Source organism: Nonomuraea sp. NPDC004186 (assembly GCF_053603495.1).
On sequence record NZ_JBSGFQ010000006.1, the window covers coordinates 127067 to 148156 of the forward strand.

Below are 21090 nucleotides of genomic sequence, written 5' to 3' on the forward strand. Positions count from 1 at the left end.
CCGAGTGGATGGGATGCGGTGCGGTCAGCGCGAGGCGCGGTTGACCGCGGAGATGATGGCCTTGAGCGAGGCCGTCGTGGTGTTGGCGTCGACGCCGACGCCCCACAGCACCTGGCCGTCGACCTCGCACTCCAGGTAGGAGGCGGCCTTGGCGTCGGAGCCGGCGCTCATCGCGTGCTCCACGTAGTCGAGCACGCGCACCTGGATGCCGACCCCCGCCAGGGCGTCGATGAAGGCCGAGATCGGGCCGTTGCCCGCGCCCGCGATCTCGCGGATCTCCCCGTCGACCCGGACGTCGGCGCCGATGCGGTCCTTGTCGTCCACCGTGGACTCGTGGCGGTGGGCCATCAGGCTGAGGCGGCCCCAGCGGTTGGCCGGGTTGGGCAGGTATTCGTCGCGGAAGATCTCGTACATCGCGGTGGGGCTGATCTCGCCGCCCTCGCTGTCGGTGCGGGCCTGCACCACCTTCGAGAACTCGATCTGCAGCCGGCGCGGCAGGTCGAGCTGGTGGTCGGCCTTCATGATGAACGCGACGCCGCCCTTGCCCGACTGGCTGTTGACGCGGATGACGGCCTCGTAGGTGCGGCCGATGTCCTTCGGGTCGATCGGCAGGTACGGCACCGCCCAGGTGAACGCGTCGACCGGCACGCCCGCCGCGGCCGCGTCGCGCTCGAGGTGCTCGAAGCCCTTCTTGATGGCGTCCTGGTGGGAGCCGGAGAAGGCGGTGTAGACCAGCTCGCCGCCCCACGGGTGGCGCGGGTGCACGGGCAGCTGGTTGCAGTATTCGGTGACGCGGCGGATCTCGTCGATGTCACTGAAGTCGATCTCGGGGTCGACGCCCTGGGAGAACAGGTTCATGCCCAGGGTGACCAGGCAGACGTTGCCGGTGCGCTCGCCGTTGCCGAACAGGCAGCCCTCGATGCGGTCGGCGCCCGCCATGTAGCCCAGCTCGGCGGCGGCCACGGCGCTGCCGCGGTCGTTGTGCGGGTGCAGCGACAGGACGATCGAGTCGCGGTGCTTGAGGTTGCGGTGCATCCACTCGATCTGGTCGGCGTAGATGTTGGGGGTGGCCATCTCGACCGTGGCCGGCAGGTTGATGATGACCTTGCGCTCGGGGGTGGGCTGCCACACGTCGTTGACCGCGTCGCACACCTCGACGGCGTATTCGAGCTCGGTGCCGGTGAACGACTCGGGAGAATACTGGAAGTAGACGTCGACGTCGCTCGCGTCGGCGAGCTTCTTGACCAGCTTGGCGCCCTCGACGGCGATGGCGGTGATGCCGTCCTTGTCCAGGCCGAACACGACGCGGCGCTGGAGGGTGGAGGTCGAGTTGTACAGGTGGACGATGGCCTGCTTGGCGCCCTCGATGGACTCGAAGGTGCGCTCGATCAGCTCCGGCCTGGCCTGGGTCAGCACCTGGATGACCACGTCGTCGGGGACGCGGCCCTCTTCGATTATCTGGCGGATGAAGTCGAAGTCGGTCTGCGAGGCGGCCGGGAAGCCGACCTCGATCTCCTTGTAGCCCATGCGTACCAGCAGCTCGAACATCTGCAGCTTGCGATGGGGGTCCATCGGGTCGATCAGGGCCTGGTTGCCGTCCCGCAGGTCCACCGCGCACCAGCGGGGCGCCTTGGTGATGACCTTGTCGGGCCAGGTGCGGTCGGTCAGGCGGATGGGCTCGAACGCCTGATAGCGATGGGTCGGCATGGGACTGGGCTGCTGAGTGGTCATGTCTGCTGGCTCCTCATCGGTCGAAAGAAATCGGCCGACGCGCATGACTGGCTCCGCGGCGAGGGAGCCGGCCTCAGTGGCCCCCGCCGCGGCAGCTAAGAAGCAGCCCACGCAGCATGCCATGCACGTTACCAGACGTCTCGCGATGCACTGCCCCGGATCTCAGATCCTGAGAAGGCGGCGAGTCGCCCTCAGCCGGAGTGCGGCGGGAAACGGGCCCCGGGGCGGGAGGCCGGCCCGGACCGGTGACTAGAGTTCAGGCATGCGGGACGACGAAATTCTCACCAAGATCGGTGCCCTGGTCGACGAGGAGCACGAGCTGCGCAACCGGCTGTCCACGGGCGAGGTGACCACGGACGAGGAGCACGAGCGCATCAAGCAGCTGGAGAATGCGCTCGACCAGTGCTGGGACCTGCTCAGGCAGCGCCGGGCCAGGCGGAGCGCGGGCGAGGACCCCGACAACGCCGCCGCCCGCCCCGCCAACGAGGTCGAGAACTACAGCCAATAAATTCGCTCGCCCCGGCCGTCGTCCGTGCGATTTGCTGGGCACATGTGGATCCAGCCCATCGATCTCGACCGGCCGGGCGACCTGGTCACGGGCCTGCATGAGGCGTACACGGCGGCCTACTCCGACGACCCGGGCCCTCTGATGTCGCTCGCCCACTTCCGCCACGACATCGCCAGGCACTCGCCGGGCGACCGGGCCGAGCTGTGGGCCGTCGTCGAGGGCGGCGAGGTCGTCGGCGGCTACGCCCTGTCGCTCTCCCAGCTCGACAACACGCACATGGGCTGGATCTTCCCCCTCGTCGTGCGCCCCGAGCGGCGCGGCCGGGGGCTGGGCTCGGCGCTGTTCGAGCATGCGCTGGAGAGATTGCGCCACCACGGCAGAAGCCTGCTCCTCACGGAGACGCCGACCACCGGCGTGGGCGCCCGCTTCGCGCTCGCCCACGGCATGACGGTCGCGGTCGCCGAGGCCCGCCGCGTGCTGGATCTCCGCAAGGCCGGCTGGGACACCCTGGAACGCATGCTCCCCACCGTCGAGGGCTACCGCCTCGAACGCTGGACCGGCCCGGCCGACCCCGGCCTGATCCCCGACCTCTCGACCCTGATGAACGGCATGAACGACGCCCCGCGCGACGCCGGCATCGAGGACTTCGACTTCAGCTCCGAGCGTCTCCGCGACCGCGAGGAGGGCATCAAGGAGCGCGGCTTCACCAGCTATTCGATGATCGCCCGCCGCGACTCCGACGGAGCCCCCGCCGGATACACGCGTGTCTACCTCACCGCCGACCGCTCGGACGGCTGGGGACACCAGGCGGACACGACCGTGCTGGCCGGGCACCGGGGCCACCGCCTCGGGCTGCTGCTCAAGCTCGCCAACCTGTTCTGGCTCCGCGAGCACGAGCCCCACCTGGAGCGGATCATCACCTGGAACGCCACCTCCAACGCCCACATGCTGGCCATCAACGAGGCCATGGGCTTCGAGCTCCTCGACGAATGGAACGAATGGCGGCTGGAGCTGTAGGCCGTTCGGAGGCGGGAGGCTAACCTGACCCTTTATGACCTTGGAGGCGTTGAGGGACGGGGATCCGCGCCAGGTGGGGCCGTACACGCTCCTGGTTCGGCTGGGCGAGGGCGGCATGGGCGTCGTCTACCTGGGCCAGGCGCCGGACGGCACGCGGGTGGCGGTCAAGCTCATCCACGCCAGGATGGACGCGCAAGCGGACTTCAGGCGGCGCTTCGCCCGCGAGGTGGCCGCCGCCAAGCGGGTCGCCCGCTTCTGCACCGCTCCCGTCCTGGACGCCGACGTCGAGGGGGACGTGGCGTACCTGGTCACCGAGTACGTCGAGGGGCCCAGCCTGGGGGACGCCGTCCGCGAGTCGGGGCCGCTGAAGGGCTCGGCGCTGGACGGCCTGGCCGCCGCGATGGCCATGGCCCTGCGCGCCATCCACGGGGCGGGGGTCGTGCACCGCGATCTCAAGCCGTCGAACGTGCTGCTCTCCCAGGTGGGGCCCAAGGTCATCGACTTCGGTATCGCGCAGCTCATGGACGCGGAGATGAGCAGCGCGATCGTGGGGACGCCGTCGTACATGTCGCCCGAGCAGGTGTCGGGCGCCACCATCGGCCCGGCCTCGGACATCTTCTCGTGGGGCTGCACGGTCGCCTACGCGGCGAGCGGCAGGCCGCCGTTCGGCTCGGGCTCGGTCCCCACGATCCTCCTGCGCATCGTCAACGAAGCCCCGGAGCTGCACGGCCTCTCGGGCCCGCTGCGCGACCTGGTGCTCGCCTCGCTGACGAAGAACCCGCGCGAACGCCCCACGGCCCAGGACCTGATGGACCACCTCAGCGTGGCGGACCCCGGCGGCGCTCCACCCCCCAGCGCGGAAACGGACACAAGCGGTACTCCGGCATCCACTGGTAGCACCGGCACGGGCACGAACGCGACCGGTCACCCGGAGCACGCCGATGTGACGACGGCGCCGCCCGACAGCCCCTTGACTCCCAGCCCCGGGGTGGCGGGGAACCGGAGGAGGGTGCTCGCCGCGGCGGCGGCCGTCGCCGTGGCCGTGGGAGGCGCGTCCGTGGCGGTCGCCTGGCGCACCCTGGGCACCTCGTCGAGCGCCCGCACCCCCGCCCAGACGACCACCACCCAAGCCGCCCGCTCCAACAACCAGGCCAAGCCCCAGAACCCGCTCACAGCCCCAGGCAAGATCACGTTCTACTCTCCACCGGAGCCGGCCGCCACCCGCCAGGCCGAGCAGTGGAAGAAGGACCGCCCCGAGGACGCCGAGCTCATGAGCAGGCTGGCCGCGGTCCCCCATGCCATCCGCCTCAACCAGCCCGAGGCCAGGCCGGAGGTCGAAGCCACCGTCACCGCGGCCCGGCAGGAAGGCGGCGTCCCGGTGTTCCTGATCAACTCCTTGCCGGGCAGCGAGTGCCGCTCGACGACCGCCGCGGAACTGGCCTCGTACCAGGAGTGGATCAAGGGCATAGCGAGCACGATAGGCCAGGCCAAGGCGGTGGTGATCCTCGAACCGGGCGCCACGGTCAAGATCCCCGGAGTCGAGGAATGCGACCCGCGGGGCTCGGTGGAGCAGCGCTACGACGCCCTCCGCCAGGCCGTCCAGACCCTCAAGGCCAACCCGAACACGGCCGTCTACCTCGACGGCAGCCAGGATCTCTACCCGGGCACCGCGCTCATGGCCGACCGGCTGATCAAGGCCGGCATCGACCGGGCGGACGGCTTCTTCCTCAACACGGGGGCCTTCCACCCCACGGAGAGGAGCGTCGCGTACGGCAAGGCGCTGTCGGCCTGCGTCAGCGTCCAGCGGGCCACGGGCGCCAAGGACTGCCCGTCGGACGGGAAGGTGGACCCGGCGACGATGCCCCACTTCGTGATCGACACCGCCAGGAACGGCCAGGGCTCGTGGTCCCCGCCGCCGAAGAAGTACCCCGACCCGCAGACGTGGTGCAACCCGCCGGGCCGGGGCGCCGGCGACCGGCCCACGACCGACACGGGTGAGGAGCTGGTGGACGCCTACCTGTGGATCGCGCGGGCGGGCTCGTCCAGCGGCCGGTGCAGGCGCGGGGAGGGCGGGGAGAAGGACCCCGAGCGCGGCGTCGTGTCCCCGGAGGCCGGCGAGTGGTGGCCGGATCTGGCGCTGGAGAGGGCCGAGAAGGCCAACCCGCCATTGTGACGGGCCGGGGCAGGCCCGAGGTTGCGCCCATGTTAAGCGGACGTTAGATCTCGGCCACCTGCCCTTGTCCGAACATCCTTCTGCGGAGAGGCTCTGACCTGCACCTACTCCCCCCAGGAGGTTACCCGTGAGCAAGGCACGCGTGCCGTGGAAGGCAGTGATCGGCGGCTCCGTCGGCAATCTGGTCGAGTGGTACGACTGGTTCGTCTACACCAGCTTCGCCGTCTATTTCGCCGCGTCCTTCTTCCCTGAGGGCGACAACACGGCGAAGCTGCTCAACACCGCGGCCATCTTCGCCGTCGGCTTCTTCATGCGCCCGCTCGGCGGCTGGCTGCTCGGCCGCTACGCCGACAGGAAGGGCCGCAAGGCGGCTCTCACGCTCACCGTCACCCTCATGTCGGCCAGCGCCCTGCTGATCGCCATCGCCCCGACGTACGAGACGGTCGGCTACTTCGGCGCCGTCGTGCTGGTGGTGGCCCGCCTGCTGCAGGGGCTGTCGGTCGGCGGCGAGTACGCGGCCAGCGCCACGTACCTCACCGAGGCCACCCCGCGCGGCCGGCGCGGCTTCGCCTCGAGCTTCCAGTACGTCTCCATGACCGCCGGCCAGCTCGTCGGCCTCGGCCTGCAGATCATCCTGCAGAACACGATGTCCACGGAGGCCCTCAACTCCTACGGCTGGCGCATCCCGTTCGTGATCGGCGCCCTGGGCGCCGCGGTCGTGTTCTACCTGCGCCGCAACCTCCTGGAGACGGAGGCGTACGACGAGGAGGAGCGCGAGGTCGAGCACCAGGGCCGTGGCACGATCAAGCAGCTGCTCGCCCACAAGAAGGAGGCGCTGCTGGTCATCGCCCTGACCATGGGCGGCACGGTCGCGTACTACACCTACACCACGTACCTCACCAAATACCTCGCCATCACCGCCGGCCTGCCCAAGGAGACGGCCACGCTGGTGAGCTTCTGCGCGCTGTTCATCTTCATGTGCCTGCAGCCGCTGGCCGGTGGGCTGTCGGACCGGATCGGGCGGCGGCCGCTGCTGATCACGTTCGGGATCGGGTCGATGCTGGGCACGGTGCCGCTGATGACGGCGCTCGGCGGGGTCACGGGGTTCGCCGGCGGGCTCACGCTCTCGCTGATCGGCCTGATCATCGTCACCGGCTACACCTCGATCAACGCGGTGGTGAAGGCCGAGCTGTTCCCGACGAACGTGCGCGCGCTCGGCGTCGCCCTCCCCTACGCCATCGCGAACGCCCTGTTCGGCGGCACCGCCGAGTACGTGGCGCTGTGGTTCAAGAACAACAAGATCGAGTCCGGCTACTTCTGGTACGTCTCCGCCTGCGCCGCCGTGTCGCTCGTGGTCTACCTCACCATGCGCGAGACCAGGGACGCCGCCCTCTCCCGCGCCGAGCAGGCTTCGGAGGATGTGGTCGCGGCCCGCGTCTAACCTGACCGTATGCGAGTTCTCCTGGTCGAGGACGACGATCGGCTCGCGTCCGCGCTCACCACGGCCCTCGCCCGGCACGGCCATCAGGTCACCCGTGCCGGGCTGGCCGTCGACGCCCTCCGCCTGGCGGGGGGCGTCGACTTCGTCCTGCTCGACCTGGGCCTGCCCGACATGGACGGCCTCGACGTGCTGCGCCGCCTGCGCCGGGTGTCGGCGGTGCCGCTCATCGTGGTCACGGCCCGCACGGAGGAGCGCGAGGTGCTGCGCGGGCTGCGGTCCGGGGCCGACGACTACCTGGTCAAGCCGTTCCGCACGGTGGAGCTGATGGCCCGCATGGAGGCGGTGGTGCGGCGCGGCACCAGGCCGATGCCGGCCCGCGACGACGTGGTGAGGGTCGGGGACGTCCGCATCGACCTGGATTCCAGGCAGGTCACGGTGGCCGGCGACCCGGTGACGCTGACGCGGCGGGAGTTCGACGTGCTGGCGATGCTGGCGCGCGAGCCGGGCGTGGTGCGCGGCCGGGAGGAGATCCTCGACGAGGTCTGGGGCGATCCGCTGCTGTCGGCGTCCCGCTCGCTCGACGTGCACGTGGCCAACCTGCGTTCCAAGACCGGCCGTCCGGGGCTGGTGGAGACGCTGCGCGGCACCGGCTACCGGCTGGGCTCGACGGCGTGAACTCCCGCCTGGTGGTCACGTTCACCACGCTGATCGTCTTCCTGATCGCGGCGCTGGCCGTGCCGCTGGGCCTCGCCTACGCCTCCCACCGCACGAACCGCCTGCTCCTCGACCGCCGCGCCGACGCCACCCGCTTCGCGGAGCTGGCCGACCAGGCGGCCAGGGAGGACGACCGCTCGGGGCTGATCGCCGAGATCGACCGCTACGCCGAGCTCTACGGGGCGGCGGTACGCGTACGCGACCGCGACGGCTCCGTCCTGGCCACCGCGGGCCGCTTCGACGCCGACGACCGGGAGGCCACCCGGCTGGCGCTGTCCGGCCGCACGACGGAGGAACTGCCCACGATCAGCCCGTTCGGACCGGCCACGGTGCTGCTGGCCGAGCCCGCGGGCCGGGACGCGCAGCTGTCCGGCGTGGTGCTGCTGGAGGCCCCCACCGACCGGGCCAGGCAGGACGTGTCGCTGGTGTGGGGCGCGCTGCTGGTCGGCGCGCTGGTGGCGCTGGGCTACTCGGCGCTGGTGGCCAGGCGGCTGGCCCGCTGGATCCTGCGGCCCGTCACCGAGCTCGACCGGACCACGCAGGCCATCGCGCAGGGCAGGCTCGACGCGCGGGCGCATCCCGGCGCCGGGCCCTCCGAGCTGCGGCGGCTGGAGGAGCGCTTCAACGCCATGGCCGACGCGGTCTCCAACGCGATGGAGCGGCAGCGGGCGTTCGTGGCGGACGCCTCCCACGAGCTGCGCACCCCGCTCACGGTGCTCGGGTTGCGGCTGGAGAACCTGGAGCCGCATCTGCGGGGTGAGGGCACGGCCGAGTTCGAGGAGGCGATGGCGGAGCTGGACCGGCTGGCGCTGCTGGTGGAGGACCTGCTGGCGCTGGCGAAGGTGGAGGCGGGCGCGGGCGTCGAGGGCAAGGAGATCCCGCTGGCGCCCCGGCTGGGGACGTGGCGGGAGGTGTACGCGGCCAAGGGCATCCACCTCATAACCGAAATTTCGGAAATGGCGGTGGTTCCCGAGGCGGCGGCCAGGGTCGCGGACATCGCGCTCGACAACGCCCAGAAGTTCGTGCCCGAGGGCGGCACCGTCACGGTCACCCTGGAGGACGGGGTGCTGCGGATCGCGGACGACGGGCCCGGGCTCGGCGAGGAGGAGCGGGCGGAGGCGCTGGGACGGTTCTGGCGGTCCGGGGCCCACGCGAACGTGGTGGGCAGCGGCCTGGGCCTGGCCATCGCCGCCGAGCTGGCCAGGGCATGCGGGGCCACGCTGGCGCTGCTGCCCGCCGTACCGCAGGGTCTGGTCGTGGAGCTGCGCCTGAGGGCTCAGCCGTAGGCGTAGCGGTAGTAGCGGGCGGCGCCCGGGTGGAGCGGGACGACGCCGGTGCCGATGGCGTAGCGCATGTCGAGCCGCCCGCCGGGCGCCGACGGGGCCTGGAGGCGGTCGCGGGCGCCGAAGAGGGTCTCGGTGATCGAGTACGCCAGATCGTCCGGGAGCGTGGCCCGGCACATCAGGTAGCTGGGGGTGCCGATGGTCGGCACCGGCCGGCCGACGCCGTACACGCCGGCGGGCACCAGCCCGTGCTCGTAGAGCGGGCCGAACCGGCGGCGCAGGACCGTCACCAGCGGCTCCAGCGGCACGAGCTCGATGTCCTTCAGCGCGGCCAGGACCGGCGTGGGCACCCCGCCCGACCAGAAGAACGCCTCGATCCCGCCGTCGCGCAACGCCTGGACCGACTCGTCCAGGCCCAGCCTGCTGACCTCGGCGGGCTCGGCCAGGTCGGCCACGGCCAGCACGCGGGTGGCGGTCACCGCGGTGCCCGAGCCCTCCAGCCCGATGGAGACCGCCCGACCCGCCAGGTCCTTGACCGCCGCGATGCCGGAGCCCCGCCGCACCACCAGGTGGACGTAGTTCATGTACACCCTGGCCAGCGCGGAGACCGGCTGGTGGCGCACCCTGACGGCGTCGTCGGCGCTGTCGGCCAGCGCGAACGCCACGTCGGCCCGCCCGTCGGTCATCATCGTCAGGTTCTGCACACTGGCCGCAGTCTTCATCACCCGCACCGTGAGCCCGTCCTGCCGCAGCTCCCGCGCGAGCCCGTCGCCGAGTTGCTCGTAGATCCCGCCCGTCACACCCGTCGCCAGCCGCAACTCGGCCCGCCTGCCGTCGGCGGCCGAGCACCCGCTCGCCAGCGCGGCGAGCCCCAGGAAGGCGCGGCGAGATATCGGCATGAAATTACGTTATCCGGTCCACCAGAATGGACATGTGAGCGAACGGGACGCACGCCTACTCATCGCCTCAGAGCTGACGATGTTCCTGCCGGTGAGCCGGCGCCAGGAGTGGCAGCGGGTGACGCCGGACGGCACCTCGACGCTGGGTCACCACGTCGAGTCGCTCGGCATCCCGCTGACCGAGGTGGGGCCGATGGTCGCCGACGGCCGCGGGGTGCCGCCGTCGTACCAGCTCGTGGCCGGTGACGTGGTGGAGGTCCAGCCGGTGCCGCGCCCGCAGCCGCTGCCGGAGGAGCCGCGGTTCCTGCTGGACGTGCACCTGGGCACGCTGGCTCGGCGGCTGCGGCTGCTCGGCATCGACACGGCCTACCACAACGACATGGACGACCCCTCGCTGGTGGTGCAGGCCAACGAGGAGCACCGGGTGCTGCTCACGCAGGACCGCGGCCTGCTGCGCCGCCGCGCGCTGTGGCTGGGCGCGTACGTACGCGGCTCCCGCCCCGCCGACCAGCTCCGCGACCTGCTCGAACGCTTCACCCCGCCGCTGCGCCCGTGGACGCGGTGCACGGCGTGCAACGGCGAGCTGCGGCCGGTCGCCAAGCAGGAGATCGCGCCGCTGCTGGAGGCGGGCACGGAGCGCAACTACGACGCGTACGGGCGGTGCGGCGAGTGCGGCCAGGTCTACTGGCGCGGCGCGCACAGCGACCACCTGGAGGAGATCATCAGGTCGGCCCGCGCCTGGACCGCCTAGCGGCAGAGGGTGAAGGGCTCGACGCCGGGCAGGTGGCGGGCCCACTCCTGGGCGGTGAGGGCACGTCCGGCACGCCGGCAGACGGCGCCGGCCACCCGGTCCCCGTCGAGTTCGTGAGTGCGCAGAGTGCCGTCCGGCGTGACGCTGTAGACCCTCCTGCCGTCCGGTGAGAACACCAGCCGGCCGCTCCCGGCCGCCTGGAACGACTGGAGACCGTCGAAGATCATGCCCAGCGGGTGGTTGTGCGGCACGTCCCACAGGCGGACGCGGTCGCCCCTCTCGTACGCGGCCAGCGTGCGCCCGTCGGGCGACCAGGCGAGCTGCGCGACGTCGCTGTCCGGCACGGCGGGGAAGCTCGCCAGCCGGGTGGTGACGTCCCCGTCCCAGACGGTGATCCGGTCGGGGCCGGAGAACGCCACCCGCCTGCCGTCGGGGCTGACGGCGAAGGTGCCCTCGAGCTGCCCGGCGCCGGGGGCGGGCGGCCGTCCGGCGGCCGTCCGGGGGTCGATGAGCCTCGGTGTCGTGCCCGCGAGCAGCAGGCGCCCGTCCGGGCGGAAGGCCAACTGCCCCGCTCCCGGGACCGTCGCGGTCCTGGAGGTCCCGCGTTCGAGGTCGTGCAGCTCCACGGGCAGGCCGCCGCCGGTGCCCCAGGGTGAGAGCGCGAGCGTGCGGCCGTCCGGGCTGAAGACGACCGCGTCGACCCCGTTCGCACCCTTGGTCGCGATCCGGAACTCCTGGGCCGCGGCCCCCGTGGGCACCTGGATGACGTGCACGGTGTCGTTCTCGACGAAGGCCAGGCGGCGGCCGTCGCGGCTGAACGCCATGGCCGCGCCCGTGCCCCGCCACCTGATCGGGGCCGCCAGCGGGCGTCCCGTCGCCGTGTCCCACAGGGTGAGGGCGTCGTGCTCCTTGGCCGCCAGGATCCGGGACGACGGGTCGAGCAGGACCTGGTCCTGGTCGTCGCCGCCGCCGATCGACCGGTCGAACAGCATGGAGACGTCCATCGTGAAGACGGCCCCGCCGTCACTCAGCAGCCGCAGCGCCTGCCGGTCGCCGTCGAAGCGCAGGTCGAGGATGGGGGCGGGCGACTGCCGCCGCAGCACGACGTCCCCGCCGGGCCACCGGCGGATCATCAGCTCCTTGCCCCACGCCCAGGTGGCGACGAACCGGTCGCCGAACGCGAACTCGACCGCGTCCCCCGACACGTCGGTCAGCCGCACCTCGCCCCCGGGGAGGCCGTAGATCGTGATGGCGGACTCGCCGGGCGCCCGGTTCGCGGTGACCGCCAGGACCCGGCTGTCCGCGCTGAACTCCGCCTCCAGGAGATCGGACCGGAGCGGCAGCCGCGGGGCGGCCAGGCGCCTGCCGGCGCGCAGGTCCCAGAGCTGGGCGCGGCCGGTGACGCTGCTGGCGACGACGCCGAGGCGGCCGTCCGGGCTCACCGTGTCCAGCCCTGCTCCTCCGGGGGTGGTGAGGGGCCTGCGGGTGCCGATGTCCCACCAGCGCTCGACGGCGGCCGGTCCCACGGGCACGGACAGCAGCCGTCCCGTCGCGTCGAACTCCAGCTCGCCCAGCTCGCCCGCGGGCACCCCGAACCGGTCGCCGAGCGGACGGCCGGTGGCGGCGTCCCAGAGCCGTACCCCTTGGTCGTCCTGGAGGGCGAGGGTGCGCCCGCCGGGGTCGATCGCCGCCTTGCGCACGCCGGTGCCCACCCCGGCGATCTCCCGGAGCAGCCGGTGCGCCGGCACGTCCCAGATCCTGGCCAGACCGGCCTGTACGGCGACGAGCGCGCGCCCGTCCTGGCCCAGCCCGTACACGGAGCCGGAGCCGCGGTACGGATCGGTGAAGACGTCGGTCACGGGCTGGGAGAGCGAGTCGTAGAGCGCCCCGCGCGTCTCCGGCAGCGACGGGCTCAGCCGCCAGGCCGCCACGGTGAGCAGCCGCGCCAGCGGCGGCTCAGACTGCCGCAGATCGGCGGCCCGCAGGGCGAGCTCCCTGGCCAGGGCGTCGTCGCGCTGGCGCACGGTCTGCCTGCGCAGATATTCGGCCAGCCCGAGCCCGCCGAGCGCGACCGCCAGCAGCACGGCCAGGGCCGCCGCCAGCAGGCCCCGCCTCCTGGACTGCCGCCTGGTCTGCCTGGCCCCCGCGTCGAGGAACTCGCTCTCCCGCCTGGCCAGCGTGAGATCCCTGCGCTCGGAGGCCGCCCACCGCAGCGCCCTGTCGAGGTTGGAGCCGTGCAGCAGGTCGGCGGGCTTCCTGCCGTGGCCGTCCCACTGGGCGGCCGCGTCGGCGAGGCGGCGGTGCACGGGCAGGCCCTCGCGGTTGGCGGCCACCCAGTCGCGCAGCCGGGGCCAGGCCTGGATGAGCCCCGGCCGGGCCAGCTCGAACGTGGTGCCGCTCCGGGTGAGGAGGCCCGCGGCGGCGAAGACGCCGAGCAGGGCGTCCACGGCCCCGGTGTCCGGGAGCTCGTCGCGGCCGACCGGCCGCAGCTCGTCGCCGTCGATCATCCGCAGCAGGACCTCGGGAACGCTCGCCCGCTCGGCCTCGGTCAGCTCGGCGTAGAGCTCCTCGGCGACGGCCCCGAGATCGGGCTCCGCGACGGCGCTCCTGAGCTCCCCCGCCAGCGCTCCGCCCGCGGCCAGCGCGTCCCCGTCCGGCTCGCCCAGCAGCCGCAGGAGCACCGTCTTCGCCGGCGGCCGGTCGGCGGGCGCCTGGGAGAGGGCCGCCGAGACGAGCGACCCGAGCGGTTCGGGCAGCCCGCCCGCGTCCGGACTGAAGCTCAGCACCCGCGTGACGACCGCCACCGGATCGCCCGCCTCCACGGCGTCACTCCCCCGGGCCGCGAACAGCACCACCATCCCCCACGCCCACAGGTCCGCCGCCGCCGTCGCCGCGCGCCCCTGGAACACCTCGGGCGACATGTACTGCGGCGTCCCCATGATGGGACCGGAGGTGGTCGGCCCGACCTCGCGGGCCACCCCGAAGTCGATCACGCGTGGCCCGTCGGGGCCGAGGATGATGTTGTCCGGCTTCAGGTCCCGGTGCACGATCCCGGCCTGGTGAATGGCCGTCAGCGCGGTCGCCACCCCGACGGCCAGCCGGCGCAGCCGGTCGCCCTCGTACGGCCCCGACTCCGCGACCACCTGCCGCAGGCTGGGCCCGGGGACGAACTCGCTCACGATGTACGGGGCGGGCACGTCCACCTGCGCCTCGATCACCCTGGCCGTGCAGAACGAGGCCACCCGCCGGGCCGCCGCCGCCTCCTTGGCCAGCCTGGCCCTGGCGTCGGCGCTGTCGAACCTGGGCACCTTGACCGCGACCCGCTCGCCGTCCGGCCCGTACGCCTCGTACACCACACCCTGGCCGCCGGCGCCGAGCCGCCCGGCCAGCCAGTAGCGGCCCAGCCGGTGGGGGTCGGTGGGAGTGAGAGCAGCCATCAGTTGTGCCATTCTGATCGACGTCTCCTCCTCCAAGGAAGGTCGCGTGGAATTTCGCATCATGGGGCCGCTCGAAGTGCTCGACGGCGACGGCCAGGACCGCACCCCCACCGTGCCGAAGCACCGCGATCTGCTGGCGATGTTCCTGCTGAACGCCGGGCGCCCGCTCAAGGTCGAGCGGCTGCGCAGGCTGCTGTGGCCGCGCGAGGACGGCGACCGCTCCGACTCGCTGGTGCGCGGCTACGTCGGCCAGCTCCGCCAGCTCGTCGGGAAAGACGTGATCACGACCGTGGCGGGCTCGTACGTGCTGGCGCTGGGCGACGGGCAGCTCGATGTCGACCGGTTCCGGCTGCTGGTGGACAAGGGGGCCTACGAGGAGGCGCTGAGCCTGTGGCGGGGCGAGGTCCTGGAGGACGTCGACCCCGAGGGCGAGCGGTGGGTCGAGACGCGGCGGCTGCGCGAGGAGCTGGAGGAGCTGCGATTACTGGCGCTGGAGCGCCGGGTGCAGGCCGACCTGGACGCCGGCAGGCACCGCGAGCTGCTCGCCGAGCTGCGCCGGCTGACCAGGCAGCATCCGATGTGGCAGCGCTTCCGCGGCCAGTACATGCTGGCCCTCTACCGCAGCGGCCGCCGGGTGGACGCGCTGGCCGCGTACGCGGTGCTGCGTGACCAGCTCGACGGCGGGCTCGCGATCGAGCCCGACTCCGAGCTGCAGCTGCTCTACCACCGCATGCTGCACGACGACGTGTCGCTGCACGTCTCGGCCGGCCCGCCGGTGCTGCTGCCGCCCGACGTGACCGGCTTCACCGGCCGGGGCGAGCTGCTCGACGAGGTGGTGGGCGGCCACGTCGTGGTGCACGGGCAGGCGGGGGCGGGCAAGTCGGCGCTGGCCGTGCACGCGGCCTGGCGGGAGCGGGAGAGCTTCCCCGACGGCATCCTGTACGCCGACCTGCGCGAGACGACCACCCCGTCGGCCGTGCTGGAGGACTTCCTGCGCTGGCTGGGCTGCCCGGCCCAGGCGATCCCGGCGTCGCCGGAGCAGCGGGAAAGGCTCTTCCGCACCTACACGGCCAACCGCAGGCTGCTGGTGCTGCTCGACAACGCCTCGGGTGAGGCGCAGGTGCGGCCGCTGCTGACCTCGTGCCCGACGATCGTGACCAGCCGGTCCTCGCTCGGCGGCCTGACGGGCGCGCGGCGGCTGTCGGTGGGCGTGCTCGGCGCCGGCGAGGCCATCGACCTGCTGGTGAGCGGCTCGGGCCGGCCGGCCGACGACGCCATGACCCGGCTGGCCCGCTTCTGCGGCGGCCTGCCGATCGCGCTGCGCATCGCCGGCTCCCGGCTGGCGGCCCGGCCGGAGTGGACCGTCGACTACCTGGTGGGCCTGCTGGAGGACGAGCACGAGCGGCTCGACCGGCTGCACGCGGGTGACCAGGCGGTGCGCAGTGTGTTCGCGATCGGCTTCGACGGGCTGCCCGAGTCCGCCCGGCTGACGCTGCGGGGGCTCGGCGCGCTGTCGGCCCCCGACTTCGCCGACTGGGTGACCGAGCAGCTCGGCGGGCAGGCCGAGGCGCTGGTGGACGCGGGCCTGCTGGAGACGCACGGCGTGGACGTGGCGGGCCAGGTCCGCTACCGGCTGCACGACCTGACCAGGCTCTTCGCCCGCGAGCAGCCCGTGCCGGGCGTGCTGGGGCGGCTGTCGGAGGTGGTGCTGGCCAGGGTGCGGGCCTCGCGGTTCTCGCTGGTGTCGGGCGATCCGGCCACGGCCGTGGCCACCAGGGACATCAGGGAGTCGGTCGAGTGGCTGGCGGCCGAGCGGGCGTTCCTGGTGAGCCTGGTCGCCGACCTGCACGCGGCGGGGCTCGACGAGGGGTGCTGGCGGCTGGCGCACCTGCTGGCTCCCTACCTGGAGCGCCACCGGTTCCTGGACGACTGGCGGGCGGTGGCCGCGCGGGCGCTGGAGGCGGCGCGGCGCTCGGGCGACGACCGGGGCGAGGCGCTGGTCCTGCTGGACCAGGGCGACCTGCACCTGGCCGAGCGGGAGTGGGAGCTCGCGCACGGCCGGCTGCGGCTGGCGCTGGGCATGTTCCTGCGGCAGGGCCGGACCCGCGAGGTGAACCACACCAGGCGCCGGCTCGGCCGCGTCCACCTGGAGCAGGGGCGGCTGGAGGACGCCGAGCGGGCCCTGCGCACCTGCCTGGAGGGCGCGGACAACCAGCGGGACGCCGCCGACGCCGAGCGCGTGCTCGGGGCCGTGCTGCGCCGCGCGGGGCGGCTCGACGAGGCCGCCGAACGCCTGCGGGCCGCCGTCAAGCACCTGGAGGAGCTGGGCGACCGGCACCGGCAGGCCGACACGCTGCTCGACCTGTCCGCGACGCACCTGGCGCAGGCCGCCAAAACGGACGCCAGGGCCGCCGCCGAGCAGGCGAGGAGCATCGCCGTACGCCTCGGCGACCGGCTGCTGGACGCGCACGCCCTGCTGGCCCTGGCCAGGGTGAACCGGGCCGAGGGCGCGGCGGGGCGGGCGCGGGAGCTGGCCGGGGCGGCGCTGGAGGTGTTCGAGCGGACCGGCGACCGCCAGGGCGCCGCCAACGCCCGCGCCCTGCTGGCCCAGGGTTAGACCGCGAGCAGGCGGCGGACGTCCTCCCGGTGCAGCTCCTCGGCGGCCCCGGTGCGCACGACGTGCCCGCCGTCGAGGATGACGAACGTGTCGGCCAGCCGCAGCGCGATGTCCAGGTACTGCTCCACCAGCAGCACGGCCAGCCCTGCGGCGTGCAGCCGCTCGATCGCCGCCTCGATCTCCAGGATGATCGACGGCTGGATGCCCTCGGTCGGCTCGTCGAGTATGAGCATCCTGGGCCTGGTGACCAGGGCCCGGGCCATGGCGAGCTGCTGCTGCTGGCCCCCCGACAGGTGGCCGGCGCTCCGTTTGAGCAGCGGCTTGAGCGCGGGGAACACGTCCAGGGCCTCGTCGATGGCCTCCCTGGTCACCTTGGCGGCCTCCATGGTGACCAGCAGGTTGCCCAGGACCGAGAGCTGGGGGAAGCACTGGTGGCCCTGGGGGACGTACCCCATGCCGAGCCTGACCCGCTCGTGCGGTTTCAGCCGGGTGATGTCGCGGCCGTCGAACGTGACCGTCCCGGCTGTCGCCGGGATCACGCCCATGACGGTGTTGAGCAGCGTGGTCTTGCCGACGCCGTTGCGTCCCATGACGCACACGAGCTGTCCCGGCCCGACCTCCAGAGAGACCCCGAACAGTACGCGTGCCCTCCCGTACCCCGACTCAAGGCCGGTCACCGACAGCATCGCTGGCCCTCCTCCCCAGGTAGACCTCCTGGACGCGGGGGTCGGCGCTGACCTCGTCGACCGACCCCTCCACGAGCACCCTGCCCTCGTGCAGCACGGTCACCGTCGAGGCGTGCCGCCGAAGGAACTCCATGTCGTGCTCCACCACGATCACCGTGTGGTCGGCGGCGATCTGGGTGAGCAGCTCCCCCGTGCGCTCCCGTTCGTCGCTGGACATGCCCGCCACCGGCTCGTCCAGGAGCAGTAGCCGGGGGCGCTGCGCCAGCAGCATGCCGATCTCCAGCCACTGGCGCTGGCCGTGCGAGAGAACACCGGCCGAACGTTCGGCGAGATCTTCGAGTCCGGTCCTGGCCAGCGCCTCCTCGACGGCCTCCGACACGCCCTTGCGCCGCCTGGCCAGCGACCAGAGCGGCTTGCGGAAGCTGGCCGCGAGGTCGAGGTTCTCGACCACGGTCAGCTCCTCGAACACGACCGACGTCTGGAACGTGCGGCCGACACCCAGGCGGACGATCTGGTGCTCCTTCCTGCCGACCAGGTCGTGCTCGCCGAACCGCACGCTACCCGCCGCCGGCCTGGTGAGCCCGGTGATCACGTCGATCAGCGTGGTCTTGCCCGCGCCGTTGGGCCCGATCAGGAAGCGCAGCTCGCCCTCGGGCACGGTCAGGTCCACGCCGTCGAGCGCCCGGAAGCCGTCGAAGACGACCTGGACGTCACGCAGTTCGAGCACGCCGCCACCTCCCCACCAGGCCCACGATCCCCTTCGGGGCGAGCGTCATGACCAGGATGAACAGCGCGCCCTGCAGGTAGAGCCAGCCGTCGGCGAACTGCTCGCTGAACGCCGTCTTGGCGTAGCCCATGACGACCGCGCCGAGCACCGCGCCGGCCAGCGCGTGCCGCCCGCCGACCGCCACCGCGACGACCAGCTCCAGCGAGGGCACGACGCCGAGCAGCGCGGGCGAGATGATGCCGACCACCGGCACGAACAGCGCGCCCGCCAGCCCCGCCATGCCCGCCGAGGCGGCGAAGGTGACGGTCTTGACCAGGGCCGGGTCGTAGCCGAGGAAGCGCACCCGGTCCTCGCCGTCCCTGACGGCGACGAGGAGCCGGCCGTAGCGGCTGTTCACGAGCTGGCGGGTGGCGAGGTAGAGGACCCCGAGGACGACGGCCACCACGAGGTAGAGCGTCCGCTGCGTGGAGTCCTCGGCCAGGTCCTGGCCGAACAGCTCGAAGAAGTTCGTCATGCCGTTGGTGCCGCCGGTCAGACCCTGCTGGCCGATGAGCAGGATGACCAGGGCGGCGGCCAGGGCCTGGGTGAGGATCGCGAAGTACGCGCCCCGTACCCGCTGCCGGAACACCAGCGCGCCCAGCAGCAGCGCGATCGCCACGGGTCCGAGCACGGCCATGGCGAGGGCGAATATGGGGTTGGCGAACGGCGCCCACAGCGCGGGCAGCCGCTCCACCCCGCTCCACACCATGAAGTCGGGCAGCCCGCCGCCGGCCTCGGTGAGCTTGAGGTACATCGCCATGGCGTAGCCGCCGAGCCCGAAGAAGACGCCCTGGCCGAGGGTGAGCATGCCGCCCTGCCCCCAGGCCAGCCCGATCCCGAGCGCGACGATCGCGTAGCAGAGGTATTTCGCCAGCAGCCCCAGCCGGAACGGCTCCAGCAGCAGCGGGGCCGCCACCAGAGCGATCGCGGCCACGGTCGCGAAAGGCAGATTTCTCTTGATCATGTGAGCACCCTCGACCGGAGCACGAACATGCCCTGCGGGCGCACCTGCAGGAACGCGATGATCACGGCGAACACGATGACCTTCGCCAGGGAGGCGTCCGACCAGAACTCGGCGTAGGAGTTCAGCAGCCCCAGCCCGATCGCGGCCAGCACGGCGCCGCGCAGCTGCCCGAGCCCGCCCGCCACGACGACGAGGAACGCGTCCACGATGTAGTACGTGCCGAGCGCCGGCCCGACGGGCCCGATCAGCGTCAGCGCCACCCCGGCCACGCCCGCCAGCCCGGACCCGATGAAGAACGTCAGCATGTCCACCCGGCCGGTGTCGATGCCGCTGGTCGCGGCGAGCTGCCGGTTCTGCACGACGGCCTGGGTCCGGCGGCCGAGCCCGGTGCGATTGAGGTACAGCCAGACCGCCACCACGCCGGCGATCGCGAGCCCCATGATGAACAGCCGGTTGTAGGGCAGGATGCCCACCCCGCCCGCGAGCCAGGAGGGGGCGGGCACCTGCACGTTCGGCGCGCCGAACAGGTCGCGGGCGAGCTGCTGCAGCACCAGGCTGACACCCCAGGTGAGCAGCAGCGTGTCCAGCGGGCGGCCGTAGAAGTGCCTGATGGCGGCCCGCTCCAGGATCAGCCCCATGAGCCCCGCCACCAGGAACGCCGCCGGCAGCGCGAGCACCAAGTCCTGCAGCAGGAACGCGGTGTACGCGCCCGCCATGATGAACTCGCCGTGCGCCATGTTGATCACGCCCATCTGCCCGAACGTGAACGTCAGCCCGAGCGCGATGAGCAGCAGCACCGCCCCGATGGACAGGCCGATGGGGAGCTGGTTGAGGAAGGCCGGCATCACTGCCCCGCTGCCAGGCCGGAGGCCCAGGAGTAGCCCTTGAGGTACGGGTCCGGCTTGATCGGCTTGCCGGAGTCCCAGACCTGCTTGATCAGGCCGTCGGGCTGGACGATGCCGATGCGGGCGGTCTTGTACATGTGCTGGTTCTCGCCGTCGATGGTGACCAGGCCCTCGGGGCGTTCGAGCGAGATGCCGGGCGCGGCCTTCTTGACCGCCTCGACCTCGGTGCTGCCCGCCTTCTTGACCGCCTCGGCCCACAGGTAGACCGCGTTGTAGCCGGCTTCCATGGGGTCGGAGGTGACCTTGTTCTGCCCGTACTTGGCCTTGTACGCCTTGACGAACGCGTCGTTGGCCGGGGTGTCGGTGGTCTGGTAGTAGTTCCAGGCGACCGGCTGGCCCACGATGTTGTCCACGCCGATGCCGGTGACCTCCTCCTCGGCGATGCTCACCGACAGCACCGGCATGCTGTCGGCGGACGAGCCCGCGCTCCTGAGCTGCTTGAAGAAGGCCACGTTGCTGTCGCCGTTCAGGGTGTTGAAGACGGCGTCCGGCTTGGCCTGCATGACCTTGTTGACCAGCGTGGAGTATTCGGTGTGGCCGAGCGGCGTGTACTCCTCGCCGAGGATCTCCATCCCGTTCGCCGCCGCGTACGCCTTGATGATCTTGTTCGCGGTCCGCGGGAAGACGTAGTCGCTGCCCACCAGGAACAGCTTCTTCTTGCCCTGCTCCTTCAGGTAGTCGAGGCCGGGGATGATCTGCTGGTTGGTGGTGGCGCCCGTGTAGAAGATGTACGGCGAGCTCTCCAGGCCCTCGTACTGCACCGGATACCAGAGCAGGGCCTTGTGGCGCTCGAAGACCGGCAGCATGGCCTTCCTGCTGGCCGAGGTCCAGCCGCCGAACACGGTGGCGACCTTGTCCTGCCTGATCAGCTTGGTGGCCTTCTCCGCGAACGTGGGCCAGTCGGAGGCGCCGTCCTCCACCACGGGGACGAGCTGCTTGCCGAGCACGCCGCCGGCCTTGTTGATCTCTTCTATGGCCAGGAGTTCGGCGTCGCGGACGGTGACCTCGCTGATCGCCATCGTGCCGCTGAGCGAGTGGAGAAGGCCCACCTTGATCTCCTTGGAGTCGGCGGGCTTGGCGCCGGATCCGCAGGCCGCGAGGGCCAACACCAAAGCGGCGGAGACAATCGGACGGGAGATGCGCACAGCCGTTCCTTCCTGCCGACCGATACTGGGAGAAAGGTGACTCGGCGAGATTT

The 21090-nt window shown here is 72.2% G+C and carries 16 protein-coding genes; 8 read left to right on the forward strand and 8 right to left on the reverse strand.

The window, feature by feature from the left end; all coding sequences use genetic code 11:
- Nucleotides 1-24 precede the first annotated feature (24 nt).
- Nucleotides 25-1731: a 2-isopropylmalate synthase gene (leuA, locus tag ACWEPL_RS07015; protein WP_452435450.1), complete on the reverse strand. Its 1707-nt coding sequence runs from the start codon at nt 1729-1731 to the stop codon at nt 25-27.
- 262 nt (nt 1732-1993) lie between these two features.
- On the opposite strand from leuA, the gene ACWEPL_RS07020 reads away from it, so the two are divergent.
- The 6 genes from ACWEPL_RS07020 to ACWEPL_RS07045 all read left to right on the forward strand — a co-directional run bounded on the left by ACWEPL_RS07020 (nt 1994) and on the right by ACWEPL_RS07045 (nt 8870).
- On the forward strand, nt 1994-2239 hold the full coding sequence (locus ACWEPL_RS07020) for a DUF2630 family protein (protein ID WP_452435451.1): 246 nt from the start codon (nt 1994-1996) through the stop codon (nt 2237-2239).
- Between the two features lie 42 nt (nt 2240-2281).
- Nucleotides 2282-3256: a GNAT family N-acetyltransferase gene (locus ACWEPL_RS07025; protein ID WP_452435452.1), complete on the forward strand. Its 975-nt coding sequence runs from the start codon at nt 2282-2284 to the stop codon at nt 3254-3256.
- 34 nt (nt 3257-3290) lie between these two features.
- The gene (locus ACWEPL_RS07030) at nt 3291-5429 is read left to right on the forward strand and encodes a protein kinase domain-containing protein (RefSeq protein ID WP_452435453.1); all 2139 of its coding nucleotides are present in this window, start codon (nt 3291-3293) and stop codon (nt 5427-5429) included.
- A gap of 127 nt (nt 5430-5556) precedes the next feature.
- Nucleotides 5557-6870: an MFS transporter gene (locus ACWEPL_RS07035; RefSeq protein WP_363967429.1), complete on the forward strand. Its 1314-nt coding sequence runs from the start codon at nt 5557-5559 to the stop codon at nt 6868-6870.
- Nucleotides 6871-6879: 9 nt separating this feature from the next.
- Nucleotides 6880-7545, forward strand: a complete 666-nt coding sequence (locus ACWEPL_RS07040) for a response regulator transcription factor (RefSeq protein WP_452435454.1) — start codon at nt 6880-6882, stop codon at nt 7543-7545.
- The gene (locus tag ACWEPL_RS07045) at nt 7542-8870 is read left to right on the forward strand and encodes an ATP-binding protein (protein ID WP_452435455.1); all 1329 of its coding nucleotides are present in this window, start codon (nt 7542-7544) and stop codon (nt 8868-8870) included. The genes ACWEPL_RS07040 and ACWEPL_RS07045 overlap by 4 nt, the downstream gene beginning before the upstream one ends.
- Here ACWEPL_RS07045 and ACWEPL_RS07050 read toward each other — a convergent pair.
- Complete coding sequence (locus ACWEPL_RS07050) at nt 8861-9766, reverse strand: TAXI family TRAP transporter solute-binding subunit (protein WP_452435456.1); 906 nt, start codon at nt 9764-9766, stop codon at nt 8861-8863. The two genes, ACWEPL_RS07045 and ACWEPL_RS07050, sit on opposite strands and share 10 nt — an antisense overlap.
- On the opposite strand from ACWEPL_RS07050, the gene ACWEPL_RS07055 reads away from it, so the two are divergent.
- Nucleotides 9765-10517, forward strand: coding sequence for a Mut7-C RNAse domain-containing protein (locus tag ACWEPL_RS07055; protein ID WP_435054226.1), 753 nt, complete (start codon nt 9765-9767; stop codon nt 10515-10517). The genes ACWEPL_RS07050 and ACWEPL_RS07055 overlap by 2 nt on opposite strands.
- Here the strand turns inward: ACWEPL_RS07055 and ACWEPL_RS07060 are convergent.
- Nucleotides 10514-13954 (reverse strand): serine/threonine-protein kinase, encoded by a 3441-nt coding sequence (locus ACWEPL_RS07060; protein WP_452435457.1) that lies wholly within the window; start codon nt 13952-13954, stop codon nt 10514-10516. The two genes, ACWEPL_RS07055 and ACWEPL_RS07060, sit on opposite strands and share 4 nt — an antisense overlap.
- 46 nt (nt 13955-14000) lie before the next feature.
- Between ACWEPL_RS07060 and ACWEPL_RS07065 the strand changes: the two genes are divergently transcribed.
- Nucleotides 14001-16571, forward strand: coding sequence for a BTAD domain-containing putative transcriptional regulator (locus tag ACWEPL_RS07065; RefSeq protein WP_452435458.1), 2571 nt, complete (start codon nt 14001-14003; stop codon nt 16569-16571).
- Here the strand turns inward: ACWEPL_RS07065 and urtE are convergent.
- Genes urtE through urtA form a run of 5 tightly spaced genes read right to left on the reverse strand, consistent with a single transcriptional unit; the run spans nt 16568 to nt 21037 of the window.
- Nucleotides 16568-17257: an urea ABC transporter ATP-binding subunit UrtE gene (urtE, locus tag ACWEPL_RS07070; protein ID WP_397367040.1), complete on the reverse strand. Its 690-nt coding sequence runs from the start codon at nt 17255-17257 to the stop codon at nt 16568-16570. The genes ACWEPL_RS07065 and urtE overlap by 4 nt on opposite strands.
- Nucleotides 17235-17984, reverse strand: a complete 750-nt coding sequence (gene urtD / locus ACWEPL_RS07075; RefSeq protein WP_355201863.1) for an urea ABC transporter ATP-binding protein UrtD — start codon at nt 17982-17984, stop codon at nt 17235-17237. Before urtD ends, urtE begins: the two co-directional genes overlap by 23 nt.
- Nucleotides 17968-18987, reverse strand: coding sequence for an urea ABC transporter permease subunit UrtC (urtC, locus tag ACWEPL_RS07080; RefSeq protein WP_452435459.1), 1020 nt, complete (start codon nt 18985-18987; stop codon nt 17968-17970). The genes urtD and urtC overlap by 17 nt, the downstream gene beginning before the upstream one ends.
- The gene (urtB, locus tag ACWEPL_RS07085; protein ID WP_319713349.1) at nt 18984-19832 is read right to left on the reverse strand and encodes an urea ABC transporter permease subunit UrtB; all 849 of its coding nucleotides are present in this window, start codon (nt 19830-19832) and stop codon (nt 18984-18986) included. Before urtB ends, urtC begins: the two co-directional genes overlap by 4 nt.
- Nucleotides 19832-21037, reverse strand: a complete 1206-nt coding sequence (gene urtA / locus ACWEPL_RS07090; RefSeq protein WP_452435460.1) for an urea ABC transporter substrate-binding protein — start codon at nt 21035-21037, stop codon at nt 19832-19834. The genes urtB and urtA overlap by 1 nt, the downstream gene beginning before the upstream one ends.
- Between the last annotated feature and the right edge of the window lie 53 nt (nt 21038-21090).